Genomic DNA, 13,503 nt, shown 5'->3' with positions numbered 1-13,503 from the left:
TTCATGGGGCTGTCGTCGGGCGCGCACGAGTGGCGCTTCGCGTCAAGGACTCCTCTGCAGCAGTGTTGGACAGACATCAATCTGGCCTGGATCTTCCTCCTTGGAACCCCGAGGATGCGCACCCCTCGCGGAGGAGTACGGCATGTCTCGGTTCTGGGGATTCTTCCTGGCAGTCACGGCGCTGGTGTTGGGGGGATGTGGGGACTCGCGTCCGGTCTCGGATGCACCTCGGGGAGAGGCTCGTCAGGAACTGGCCGCGCCGATCCTCACGAGCTTCACCCCGGCGAGTGGGAGGGCCGGGTGGAGCAACGTCGCCCTGATCGGCACCGGCCTCGCCGGGGCGCGAGTGGTGCGCTTCAACGGAGTGGCCGCCGAATTCACGGTCAGCGGCGACACAAGGCTGACGGCGGATGTGCCCTCTGGGGCTTCCTCCGGACTCATCACCATCGTCACGGACGCGGGCTCGGTGAGCTCCTCGACCGCCTTCACGGTGATTCCAGAGCCGCAGCTCACCGGTTTCTCGCCGCAGTATGGAACCGTCGGCACCACGGTCACCCTCACCGGCAAGAACCTGGACGGTGCGACGGAGGTCACCTTCGACGGGGACGACGCCACCTCCTTCACGGTGGTTGACAGCACCCGCATCACCGCCACGGTTCCACCGGGCGCGACGACCGGAGAGCTGCGGGTCTACACGCCGGGAGGGTACTCCTCCCTGGGTGTCTTCACCGTGCTCAGCAGTGCCGTGCCCACCCTCACGTCCTTCAGCCCGGCCTCCGCGGGCGAGGGGGCTCGCGTCACCCTCACTGGGACGGGCTTCACGGGGGCCACCGCGATGAGCTTCAACGGGATCGATGTCACCTCGGTCTACGTGCAGAGCGACACCAGCCTCTACGCCTATGTCCCCACGGGCGCGTCCACCGGCCGTCTCCGGGTGTACAACTCGCAGGGCGTGGGGGTCTCGTCGTCTGACTTCACCGTCCTGCCCGCCCCGCGCATCACCGGCTTCAGTCCCACGTCCGGCCCTGTCGGTACGGTCGTCACCCTGAACGGCAGTGGCTTCACCGGTGCCACGGACGTCCGATTGGGGAACACCTCGCTGACCGTCACCCCCAAGAGCGATACCCAGCTCACCGTCGCCATCCCGACCGGGACCCTGAGCGGAACCTTCCGCGTTGACGCTCCGGGCGGACGGGCCACCTCCGGCTCCACCTTCTCCGTGCAGAGCAGCGGTAGCCCCAGCCTGAGCAGCTTCTCTCCGAGTACCGGCTGGGTCGGCACCAGCGTCACCCTCACGGGTTCGAACTTCACCGGGACCACGGAGGTCAGCTTCAACGGCACTCCCGCGACGAACTTCTCGCTCAGTGGCGACTCGTATCTCTATGTCAACGTTCCGAGCGGTGCCACCAGTGGGCCCCTCCGCGTGGTGAACACGAAGGGGCAGGTGGGGTCGCCCCCTTTCACCGTCATGGCGACGCCCACGCTCACCGGGTTCAGCCCCGCGAGCGGCGCGGTGGGGACCGTGGTGACGCTCACCGGCAGCGGCTTCGCGGGGTCGCCGTCCGTGCAGTTCGGGAGCGAGTACGCACTCGTCACCTTGGTGAGTGCCACGCAGCTGACCGCCATCGTTCCGGCAGGCGCCAGGTCGGGGCAGCTGCGGGTCTCCGTGGGGGGACAGTGGCTCACCTCCACGGAGAGCTTCACGGTGCTCGGCAGTGCCGTACCCACCGTCGGCCGTTTCTCCCCGGCGAGCGGTGAGGTGGGCACCCAGGTCATCATCGATGGGTCGTCTTTCACCGGGGTGAGCCGGGTCGAGTTCAACGGAGTCCCGGCGTCATCCGTCTCCCTCACGGGCGATGGGCGGCTGAGTGCGTCCGTGCCGGCCGCTGCCAGCACCGGCCCCATCCGGGTCGTCACCAGCGCGGGGTCGGTCACCTCGAGCACGCCCTTCACCGTGCTCTCGATGCCGGCCGTTACCGGCTTCACTCCCACGCATGGCACCATCGGCACCCCGGTGACGCTCACCGGCACCGGTTTCACTCGGGTCCGCCAGGTGCGGATTGAGTCGTCACGGAACGCGACCTTCATGGTGGTCAGCGACACCGAGATGAAGCTCCTCGTCCCACTCGGGGCGAGCACCGGGCGCATCACGCTCATCGCCGCGTCCTTCAGCTACTCCGAGGATGAGTTCGTCGTGGATGCCAGCAGCGCGCCCACCCTCACGAGCATCCGCCCTTCAGCGGGCGGCGTCGAAACGCTCGTCTCCCTCTACGGCTCGGGGTTCACCGGCACCACGCGGGTGAGCTTCAACGGCATCCCGGCGAGGTACTTCTCCCTCTCCAGTGATGGCGCGTTGTCCGTCCAGGTGCCGCCCGGAGCCACGAGCGGGCCCATCCAGGTCATCAACTCCGTGGGCAGCGCCACGTCCAGCACCTCCTTCACGGTGCTCCCACCGCCCACCGTGACAGGCCTCTCACCGGCGAGTGGCCCGGTCGGGACTCGGGTGACGCTCACCGGCACGGGCTTCACCGGTACCAGCACCGTGCGCTTCGGAAACATCTCCGCCTCCCGGTTCGAGGTGCTGAGCGATACCCAGATGACCGCCGATGTGCCGGGCGGAGCGGTCTCCGGGCCCGTGACGCTCTCCGGATCTGCGGGCACCTCCCTCTCTTCCGTGGACTTCTCCGTGGTGAGCAGTTGTGCGCCCTTCATCACCGGGTTCTCTCCGGAATCCGGTGGGCCGAACAGCGTGACCATCACGGTGCAGGGAGGGTGCTTCTCTGGGACGACCCAGGTGCGCCTCAATGGCTCCCCGGCCCGGTTCTGGGTGGCCTCCGACGCGTCCCTCTACCTCTGGGCACCCGAGGGCGCGACCTCGGGTCCCATCTCGGTGCAGAACCCTCTGGGCACCGCCACGTCGAGCCGGCCTTTCACGGTGGTGCCGGGACCGGTCATTTCCCGCATCTCGCCCACGAGCGGCCCGCCCGGCACCCAGGTGACAGTCACCGGTACGGGCCTCGCCAGTACCTATTGGGCGAGCGTGACTGGGGGGATCTCGAGCTCCTACAAGGTCCTCGGCGACACGCAGGTCGTCGTCACCATCCCCAAGGGTGGGCGTTCGGGTCCCATCGTGCTCTATACGAGCGGTGGCATGGCGGTCTCGGCGGAGAGCTTCACCCTCCAGGCCGTGAATGCTCCCTCCCTCACCGGCTTCGCCCCGGCCCGGGCCGGCCCCGGTACGGAGGTGCTGCTCGAAGGCTCCGGCTTCACCGGGCTCACCGAGGTCCGTTTCAACGGCGTGAAGTCGGAGCTCTTCTCGTACACCGGGAGTGACACACGGCTGTTCGTCGTGGTGCCTCTGGGAGCCACCACCGGTCCCATCACCGTGGTGAACACGCAGGGCAGCGCCACCTCCTCGGCCAGCCTCATCATCGACTCCGCGAGCGTCGTGTCACTCACCGGCGTCAGCCCCGCCCGGGCCGCGGTGGGTGCCACCGTCGAGCTGTCTGGCACGAACCTGTCCGGGTGCCAGGCCCTCTTCCCCGGCCTCTCCAGTGCAGCCAGGGTCCTCTCCAACACGGGGACGCGGATGCAGGTCATCGTGCCGGAGTCTGCGGCGTCCGGGTCCCTCCTGGTGCGCTGTGCCATGGGCGCGGCGTGGATCAATTTCGAGCTGGCGCCGCCGCCGCGCATCACGGGCATCAGCCCGGTGTCCGGCCCCTCCACCGGAGGGACGCGGGTGAGCCTCACCGGCTCGGGCTTCGAGCCGGGTGCCACGGTGTCCTTTGGGGGCATGGCGGCGAGCGGTGTCACCGTGGCGGATGCCGAGCACCTCACCGCCACGACTCTGGCGCACGCAGCGGGGGTGGTGGACGTGGTGGTCTCCAACCCGAGCGGGAGCCGCGCCACCCTGGGTGGGGGCTTCACGTATGAGAAGGCTCCCGCGCCGGTGCTCACGGGCGTCGCTCCGGGCTCCGGGCCGACGCGAGGGGGGAGTGCGCTTACGCTCACGGGCTCGAACTTCGTGGCGGGGGTCCGGGTGACCCTGGGCTCCGTCGAGGCCACCGACGTGACCGTCGTCGGTGCCAACACCGTCACCGCCACGGCTCCGGCGCAAGCGGCGGGGGTCGTGGACGTGGCGGTCATCAACCCCGACGGGCAGTCCGCGGCGCTCACGAAGGGCTTCACCTATCTGGCGCCGCCTGTGGTCTCCTTCGTCACCCCGTATTGGGGCGAGAGCAACGGGGGCGAATACGTGACGATCTCCGGCTCGGGCTTCCGGACCGGAGCGAAGGTGCGCTTCGGTGGGGCGGAGGCCGCGGGCGTGTCCGTCCTCAGTGCCACCTCGCTCTCGGCCTTCACGCCGGCGCATGCCCCGGGCCTCGTGGACGTGGAGGTGGAGAATGCGGACGGGCAGTCGGCCACGCAGGGCGGTGGCTTCACGTACATCGCCTCCAGTGCGCCGTACCTCGAGTCCGTGAGCCCGAACACCGGCATGTCCTTGGGTGGAGAGTCCTTCACCCTGCGTGGCGGATACTTCGCGCCCGGAGCCACCGTGAGCATGGGCGGCGCCACCGCGACGAGCGTCACCGTGGTCGATTCCTCCACCCTCACCGGGTACACGCCCGCGCATGCTCCGGGGAAGGTGGACGTGGTGGTGCGCAACCCGGATGGGCAGACGGCCACGCTCGGTGCCTCCTTCACCTTCAGCCTGTCCCCGGCGCCGGTGGTGACGGGGCTCGGCCCCAGCGAGGGCACGTCCAACGGTGGCACGCGGATCTTCCTCACCGGCAGGTACTTCGTCCCGGGCATCACGGTGCGCGTCGGCGGGGTGCCGGCCACGGACGTCTATGTGAACGATGCCACGTCGCTCGCCGCGACCACGCCCGCGCATGCGCCGGGGACGGTGGACGTGGTGGTGAGGGCTCCCGACGGGCAGACCGGCACTCTGGAGAATGGGTTCAGGTACGTCGCGGCTCCCGCGCCGAGCGTCTCGGGCATCAGCCCCGGAAGTGGCCCGAGCTCCGGCGGGATGCGCGTCACGCTCATGGGGAGCAACTTCGCACCGGGTGCCACGGTGCTGATCGGCGGTGCGAGCGCCACCGAGGTGACGTGGGAAGCCTCCAACCTTCTCACCGCGACCACGAGCGCTCGGGCGGCGGGCACGGTGGACGTGGTGGTGAGGAACCCCGATGGTCAGCTGGCCACGCTGCCCGGGGCCTACACGTACGAGCCCGTGCCGGCGCCGACCCTGGCCGCCATCAATCCGGGGCACGGTCCCGCCACGGGAGGCACGCGCGTCACCCTCACGGGTGCCCGCTTCGCGCCGGGGGCCCGGGTGCTCCTCGGGGACGTCGAGGCCACGGCGGTGAGCGTGACCAGCGCGACGTCCCTGTCCGCGACCACGCCCGCGCACGCGCCGGGCAAGGTGGACGTGGTGGTGCGCAACGCGGATGGGCAGGGCGCCACCCTGGCGGGGGCCTTCACCTACGACGTGCCGCCTCCGCCCACGGTCGTCTCGGTGGCCCCGGGCAGTGGCCTCTCGACAGGAGGGGCGCGGGTGACCGTCACGGGGACCGGCTTCGGCCCGGGGGCCTCGGTGCGCTTCGGCGGCGTGGCCGCCAGCAGTGTCACCGTCACCAGTGACACCTCGCTCTCCGCGCTCGTCCCGCCGCATGCGCCGGGCAGGGTGGCGGTGGTGGTGCGCAACACCGATGGACAGGAGGGCGCCCTGCTCGAGGGCTTCACGTACGAGGTGGCTCCGGCCCCCACGCTCGTGGGGCTCTCTCCGGGGCTCGGCTCGGGCAACGGAGGGACGGTGGTGACGCTCAGCGGCAGCGGTTTCGCGCCGGGCGCCCGCGTGACGTTCGGCGGTGTGGCGGCCCCGGTGGTGGAGGTGGCGAGCCCGAGCTCCCTCACGGCCACCACGCCGGCCCACGTGGCGGGACGGGTGGACGTCACCGTCACCAATCCGGATGGGCAGGGGGCGACGTTGGCGGGGGCGTTCACCTATGAGGCGGCGCCTCCCCCGGTCCTCTCCTCCGTCTCGCCGGCCGCGGGCCCGTCGAGCGGCGGCACATCGGTCACCCTGCGGGGCTCGGGCTTCGCGCCGGGCGCCACCGTGCGCTTCGGAGGCGTGGCGGCCACCTCGGTGCTCGTGGTGAGCGGCACCTCCATCAGTGCCGTCTCGCCGGCCCACGAGCCGGGCCGAGTGGACGTGGAGGTCATCAATTCGGATGGGGGCCGGGCAGTCCAGGCGGGAGCTTTCCTCTACGAGGTGGACGGGCCCCCGGTGGTCTCCTCCGTCAGCCCCAACACCGGCTCCACGAAGGGGGGGACCGTCATCACCGTTCGAGGTATCAACTTCGCCCCCAACGCCCGGGTGACGCTCGGAGGGGTGGATGCCACGAACGTCGTCGTGGCCAGCTCGACCTCTCTCACGGCCATCACGCCTCCCCACGCCACGCCGGAGACGGTGGATGTGGTCGTCCTCAACCCAGGTGGAGCCAACGGCCGTCTGGACGGGGGCTTCACTTATACGGAGGAGTCGCGGCCGGGCGAGGGCGAGGGCGAAGGCAACGGAGAGGGGTGTGGTGGTTGCGCGGGAGTCCCCGGCCTGCCGGGGGCCGCGCCGTTCCTCCTGCTCGGCCTGGCGCTGCGGCTGCGTCGGAGGGCTTCGCGGTGGTGAGCCCACGGCTGTGAATGCGAAGGGCCTGGAACCGGCTCGTGGCTCCAGGCCCTTGTTGCTCAGCGAGCGGCCGGCAATGATTTGTCAGTCTTCCGGAGCGGGCCGCGTCGGGCCTCCTTGAAGGCCGGAAGTCGCGCCGCGACGCTGGCCATCGCCGCGAAAAGCCACCTGTTTGTCTTTGTCAGCCCTGGCGTCAGCCTCCGTCTGGGGGAGCCCACCCCCTGACGAGAGGTTCATGATGCCGCTGGCTTCGCGTGCTGGAGGACGTTCCCGCATCAGGCAGGCCATCGTGTTCGGCCGCAACCCGCATCAATCCGATTCCTTCGACACGGAGGCGGACGCGGCCGACGCGCTGGGAATCGATACCTTCCAGCTCGACCTGGCTGCCCTGCTCGAGGACGACCCGGAGCGCGCGTGCGCCACCATTCCCGAACGGGGCCATCTGCGGCTGCTCTACCGGGGATGGATGCTCACGGGCGAGGAGTACGAAGCGCTCGACGAGGCGCTCGGGGCGCTTGGCCACGAGCTGATGACGACCCCCGCGCAGTACGCGGCGGCCCACTACCTGCCGAACTGGTACCCGCGGCTCAAGGGATATACGGCGCGCTCCGTCTGGACGGAGGGCACGGACCCCTCGGAGGCGTGGGAAGCCGCGCAGGCGCTGGGACCGTCACCGTGGATCGTCAAGGACCACGTGAAGTCGGCGAAGGAGCGCTGGGCCGAGGCGTGCTTCGTTCCGGCCGGAGCCACGCGAGCGGACTTCGAGCGGATCTGCGGCGTGCTGCTCGAGGAGCGAGGCGAGCGCTTCGAGCGGGGGTTCGTCGTCAGGCGCTTCCTGCCCTTCAAGGTCCGGGGGCAGACGCCGAGCGGGCCCGCGCACCTCGAGTTCCGGCTGTTCTTCGGAAGCGGGAGGCTGCTGGCGGCGGAGTCCACCCACGATTTCGATGTCGACGTGCCGGACTTCTCCGCCTTCGAGCGGCTCGCCCGGAGGATCGACGCGCGCTTCTTCACGATGGACGTCGCGATGCTAGAGAGCGGCCAGTGGGCCGTGGTCGAGGTGAACGATGGAGGTGTCTCCGGGCTTCCCGCGAGCATGGACCCACGCGACCTGTTCGCGGCGTTGCTGGGCGTGGAACGGTGAGCGCTACGGTGCGCGGTAGAGGGGGGCGATGAGCTCCTGCCACAGGGTGCGCGGTCCCACCGGTTGCATGCCCAGGGGCCGGGCTCCCTCCGCGGGCCGTTGAAACGTGCCGAAGAGGCGATCCCAGAGAATGGTGTGGCACCCGAAGTTGGACTGGCTCGCGGCCAGGTCGGCGGCGTGGTGTACCGAGTGGTAGTGGGGCAGGTTGACCACGAGGCCGAGTACACCCTCCGCGACATCGATGTTGCTGTGCGCGAGCAGGCTGAGGATGGCTCCGAAGTAGACGACGGTGACGACTTCCTCGGAGCCCGCGCCGAGCAGGAGCAAGGGGACGTACCGGGCGAGATAGAACAGGACGTTGTCCAGGGGATGGGTTCGCAACGCCTTGAGCGCCGTGAGCTCGGTGACGGCATGGTGGGTGCTGTGAAACCGCCACAGAAAGCCAAAACGGTGTGCCGCGCGGTGAAGCCAGTAGGAGGACAGCTCCATCAGCAGGAAGACGAGGAGGACTCGGACGGGAAAGGGCAGGGCGTCCGGCCAGAGGGAATGTGAGATTCCGAATCCGAAGCCCCGCGACTTCAGCCCTGACTCGACCTGGATGGACGTGAGGAAGACGAGGAGCGTGGTCACCTGGGTGATGACGAACAGATACAGCAGGTCGCGGCCCAGACGCTGCCAGCCGCTCCAGCCGCGCTCGCCCTCGGCGAGCAGCCGGTAGTTCCAGTCCGGATTGGCCGGATACGCCTGCTCGGCGCACCAGAGGAGGACAATCGAGAGGAGCAACACCGCCGAGGTGAAATCGAGCGGGATGGACGAGGCCTTGAGGAAGCGTGCCCCCTGTTCGTGAAAGGCCCACGACGCGGCCGAGAGCGCGAGCACTGCCGGGACGAAGAGGTGCCGGAAGACCCCGTGCCCCCACCGATGCTCAGGACGGGCATCACAGGAGGGTGTGGCGCCGGGGAGGGCAGTGGGTTCCATGCGCCGCGATGCTACCCGAAGGTTCACGGTGACCGGGCCGCTGGGCGCTGTGTGCCTGGTGGCCTGGCAAGTGTTTCCATTCAACCAATACATACACCCGGTTCTTGACCCTGTTCACTCGGAGTGTTCGCTTTCGGGCGGAGGGAGCACTCCTTGACCGATCACTTCGTTTTCACCCGCAGGCAGTTCCTCAAATCGGCCGCCGCGGCGGGAGGACTCACCGTCATCTTCAACGCGCTGCCGTCGATGGCCCAACGTGCGGAGAAGACCCAGCCGAGCGGCTCGGGCTGGATGGGAGCTCCGGGCAAGGCGCGCTACCGCATCGAGGGGCTTCCCAAGGTCACCGGGCAGAAGATCTACGCACGCGACTTCCGTGCTCGGGACATGAAGGGGTGGCCCACCACCGAGCGCCAGGTCATGCTCCTGCGAGCGACCTCCGCGGATCGCAACCTCCTCGCCATCGACCTGTCCATGCTGCCGCCCGAGCTGCAGCCCATGCGAGTCGTCACGGCGGAGGACCTGGTCCGCGATGGTCTCCAGATGCCGTCGAGCACCTCGGCGCCCGCCCCGCGGCAGAAGACGTTCCTGGCGGCCTTGAATCAGGTGCCCACCTACCTCGGACAGCCGGTGGCCCTGCTCATCTTCGAGAACCCATCCATCTACCGAGAGGCCTCGCGGCTGCTGCGCTTCAACCGGCAGGTGCTCCAGTACGGTCCTCCCGTCCCGCAGCCCACCGCCTATGCGGCCTACAGCCCGCCCACCTACCTCACGTACTACAGCGATTCGAAGGGGGTTCAGTTCTCCCAGGTGAAGAACGGCTCGAGTGACCCCTACTCGACGGCCACGCTGGCGGACAAGGAGGCCACGAAGGTCCGTGGCCTCATCCAGCAGGAGCTGAAGACGGCGGGCTGGAAGACGTTCGAGGCCACCTACGAAACCCAGGTGCTCGATCCGATGTTCATGGAGCCCGAGGCGGGCCTGGCGTGGTTCGACCGGGCCAACAAGCGCATGCACCTGGTGCTGGGCACCCAGAGCACCAACGGCGATCTCTCGGACGCCTTCAGCCTCTTCTCGGCCCACTCCCAGGGTCCGCTCAACGTGCAGACCGTGGTGCTCAATTCCTGCTACCCGGGGGGAGGCTTCGGCGGGCGGGATGTGTCTCTCTTTCCCATCCTCATGCTCCTGGCGGCCACCTATGCCGAGGGCCCGGTGCGCATCGCCTATGACCGCTTCGAGCAGTTCCAGGGCGGCATCAAGCAGCTCGGGGCGAAGATGGCCCAGACCATCGCGGTGGATGGCCAGGGCCGGCTCCAGGCCGTCGTCAGTCAGCTCTCGCTGCTGGCCGGCGGCCAGAACAACTACAGCCAATGGGTCGCCCAGCTCGCGGGCTACTGCGGGGGCGGGGGCTACAAGGTGCCTCGGGTGGCCATCGACGCGCTCGCCCAGCCCTCCGTCGGCGTGGTGGCGGGCTCCATGCGAGGCTTCGGTGGGCCGCAGGCCTTCTTCGCCGTCGAGTCCATGATGGACGAGATCGCCCTCGCGCTGCGCCGGGACCCCATCGAGTTGCGCGAGCAGAACGCGCTGGCCCAGGGGGACCACTCCGTGACGGGCGCTCCGTTCGCGCATCCCCTGCGTCTGGCGGAGATCTGCCAGATGGCCCGGAAGCAGGAACTGTGGACCCAGCGCAAGGAGGAGAAGGCGAAGCGCCAGAAACAGGGACTGCTCTATGGGGTCGGCTTCGCGTTGACCAACCAGGCCTATGGCACGGGTGCGGACGGGGTGATGGCCGCGGTCGAGATCGATGCCCAGGGCGCTCTCCGGCTGACCACCAACTGCGTGGACATGGGCAACGGCTCGGCCACCTCGCTGGCCATCAGCACCGCGCGCTACCTTGGAACCAACGCCTCGCGTGCGGACATGGGACAGGTGGAGTTCTTCGACGTGCTCGGCTTCGTCAACGCCGCACAGCAACCCCAGGGTGGCAACTCCAAACTCGCCCAGGCCGCGGCCGCGCAGCTGCCACACGAAGCCTTCCTCCTCTCCAATTCCTCGCAACTGCTGAGGCGCAACGAGCGGCCCACCCCCGAGCGGGGCGGCAGCCCCTGGGACAATCCGCACTACACGAAGAGCTACTCCATGTCTTCGAGCGCGTGCATCACCGCCTTCCAGCAGGTCCACGCCATCGAGCAGGCCAGCCGCGTGCTGTTCACCACGGGGCTGTTCCCCGCGGCCCGGAAGCTCTGGGGGCTGGCGCCCGGCAACCCGCTGAAGGCGGAGGAGACGCGCTGGGAAGACGGCTTCCTGGTGGCGAAGGAGCTGCCGCGCCTGGCATTGGCGGACATCGCCGCCCGGCTCCACGCGGACAACGGGGTGGCGGGAGCCATGGTGCACGCTCTCTACCAGGCACGCTGGGTGGAGGCGGACTACACGCTGGAGGGCTCCACCTGGACATGGCCCATCGACGGGCTGTGCACACGGCAGGCCCGCGCCGTCCAGTGGCAGTGGCACGAGCGCAAGAACGTCGTCGCGCCCACCACCGAGAGCGCCTCCTACGGGCGCAGCCTCTACTCGCCCTCGGGTGCCCTGGTGGCGGTGGAGATCAACCCCACCTCGGGCCGCGTCCAGGTCGTCGAGGTCCAGACCTTCCTCGACGCGGGGCGCATCATCCAGCCCGAGCTGGTCAGCGGCCAGTCCGAGGGCGCGGTGGCCATGGGCATCGGCTACGCGTTGCTCGAGCAACTCCCGCTGGGCGAGGGAGGCGCGGGCGAGGGCAACTGGAACCTGGACCGCTACAAGGTGGCATTGGCCGGAGACCTGCCGTTGGGACGGCTGAAGCTGAACCTGCTGCCGCCCCTGCCACCGCCGGAGGATCACCCCAAGGGAATCGCCGAGGCGGTGCTGTGCCCGATTGCCCCGGCGATCGCCAACGCCGTCGCCGATGCCACCCAACGCCGCTTCCGCTCGCTGCCCATCACCCCGGCCAGAATCCTGGAGTCCCTCCGCTCATGAGCGCCCCCCTCGTCAATGTGACCCTCACGGTCAATGGCAAGACATATACCCGCAAGGTGCCGGCCTCGCTGCCGCTGGTGGACTTCCTGCACGAGGAGCTGTCGCTGACGGGTACCAAGTTCAGCTGCGGCATCGGCGTCTGCCGCGCGTGCACGGTCGCCGCATGCCGGGTTCCCCAGGCGCACGCGGTGCCGACGCTCGCGTGCTCGACGCCCGTGGGCGAGCTCAATGGACAGTCCATCACCACCGTGGAGGGTCTGGCGGGGCCCAAGGGCCCGAGTGCCCTCCAACAGGCCTTCCTCGACGAGTTCGCCTTCCAATGTGGCTACTGCACCCCCGGCTTCCTGATGGCCACGAACATGCTGATGGAGCAGCTGCGCGCCAGGCCCATCCCCCTGGACGGGCTGGAGGCGGCCATCCAGGACGCCTGCGGTAGCCACATCTGCCGATGCACTGGTTACGCCCGTTACTACGCCGCCATCCGCAAGGTCATCCTGGGCACGCCCGGGTTGATTCAGCGGTGAGCACTCGACTCCAGGGAGGCGCCCGTTCCCCCATGCGCTGGTCCAGACCGATACCCTTCCTCCGCCTTGGTGCCTGCTGGCTGCTGGTGCTGCTCGCACCGGGGGCACGGGCGCAACAAGAGCTGCTGCCCTATGCCCGGGAGTGCGCCGAGAAGATCGGACCCATTCCCTCGTTCGACTGCCGCACGGGCACGAACGTCCCCATCACCGTCAACGGCAAGGTCCCCGCCGCCTACGTTCCCCAGATGACGTGCGATCGGCCCTCGCTCCTGCCTCCTGGCGAGGGCGAGAACACCGACGGGCAATGCATTCCAGGCTCACGGGCGCTGGTGCTGCGAGACGATGGCAAGGTGCAGATCAGCGCCTACTGCCGTCAGAAGAAGATCCGCCCGGCGGACAGCTACCTCTATGACGAGGTGGACCTCATCTCGCACAATGTGGAGACGGGCAGCACGTGCTGGTTCCAGGCACTCGCGCCCAACCCGCTGTCGCCGGACAAGGGGCTGGACGGGCGGCGCGTTCCTTCCCCCGAGGAGGCGACACCGCCCCCGGGGAAGGTGGCCGCGCGCGACTTCTGGAACCCGCCCGTCAAGACGGCCGCCAGCAATTGCGGCTCGTGTCATGACAGTGATCCATTCATGTACAGCCCGCTCATCGGACAGACCGGCAAGATGCCGAGGGATCCGCTCGGCTGGTACGCCAATGACATTGGCGAGGATTTCAAGAAGTGGCCCAAGCCGCTCGCGCTCTCCACGCGGGGCAACACGTGCACGGGCTGCCACCGCATCGGCTCGCTGCACACCTGCACGACGGCCATGTATGAGTCCGTGGGCGAGTCGCTCAGCCCGTACCTGGATTCGTGGGGGCTGCTCTACCCGAACTCGCATTGGATGCCGCCGGGGCTCTCCATGCCCCTGGAGCAGTGGGAGACCACCTACCGGCGCAGCGTCCAGGAACTCGCCCGGTGCTGCAAGGATCCCAAGGCCCCTGGCTGCATCGCCACGCCCATCACCGGCGCCAGCCCCTGAAGCGCAGGCCGACATGCGCGGCGCCCTGGACTCGCAACTGAAGGCAGATGTTGTGTGGAGACTACCCGGGGACGGTCCTCATCCGTCCCGGAGACTGGCAGCCGGAGCTGCTGCTCGGCACGGGCGAGCTGGTGG

At 69.0% G+C, this 13,503-nt stretch carries 6 protein-coding genes; 5 read left to right on the top strand and 1 reads right to left on the bottom strand.

What is annotated here, in order from left to right; all coding sequences use genetic code 11:
- The first annotated feature begins 142 nt into the window (after positions 1-142).
- Positions 143-6,688, top strand: a complete 6,546-nt coding sequence (locus tag DAT35_RS34200) for an IPT/TIG domain-containing protein (RefSeq protein ID WP_108073115.1) — start codon at positions 143-145, stop codon at positions 6,686-6,688.
- 235 nt (positions 6,689-6,923) lie between these two features.
- On the top strand, positions 6,924-7,829 hold the full coding sequence (locus DAT35_RS34195; protein WP_233261889.1) for an ATP-grasp domain-containing protein: 906 nt from the start codon (positions 6,924-6,926) through the stop codon (positions 7,827-7,829).
- Positions 7,830-7,832: 3 nt separating this feature from the next.
- On the opposite strand, the gene DAT35_RS34190 is transcribed toward DAT35_RS34195, so the two are convergent.
- Positions 7,833-8,807 (bottom strand): sterol desaturase family protein, encoded by a 975-nt coding sequence (locus tag DAT35_RS34190; RefSeq protein ID WP_158502021.1) that lies wholly within the window; start codon positions 8,805-8,807, stop codon positions 7,833-7,835.
- A 153-nt stretch (positions 8,808-8,960) separates the two neighbouring features.
- Between DAT35_RS34190 and DAT35_RS34185 the strand changes: the two genes are divergently transcribed.
- Genes DAT35_RS34185 through DAT35_RS34175 form a run of 3 tightly spaced genes read left to right on the top strand, consistent with a single transcriptional unit; the run spans position 8,961 to position 13,368 of the window.
- Positions 8,961-11,816 (top strand): xanthine dehydrogenase family protein molybdopterin-binding subunit, encoded by a 2,856-nt coding sequence (locus DAT35_RS34185; protein ID WP_158502020.1) that lies wholly within the window; start codon positions 8,961-8,963, stop codon positions 11,814-11,816.
- On the top strand, positions 11,813-12,340 hold the full coding sequence (locus DAT35_RS34180; RefSeq protein WP_108073107.1) for a (2Fe-2S)-binding protein: 528 nt from the start codon (positions 11,813-11,815) through the stop codon (positions 12,338-12,340). The genes DAT35_RS34185 and DAT35_RS34180 overlap by 4 nt, the downstream gene beginning before the upstream one ends.
- Before the next feature lie 32 nt (positions 12,341-12,372).
- Positions 12,373-13,368 (top strand): hypothetical protein, encoded by a 996-nt coding sequence (locus DAT35_RS34175; RefSeq protein ID WP_108073105.1) that lies wholly within the window; start codon positions 12,373-12,375, stop codon positions 13,366-13,368.
- Positions 13,369-13,503: the final 135 nt, after the last annotated feature.

The organism is Vitiosangium sp. GDMCC 1.1324, from assembly GCF_003044305.1.
Lineage (GTDB): Bacteria > Myxococcota > Myxococcia > Myxococcales > Myxococcaceae > Archangium.
Note: the sequence above shows the minus strand (reverse complement) of the source record. Positions and strands in the feature narration are given on the sequence as shown.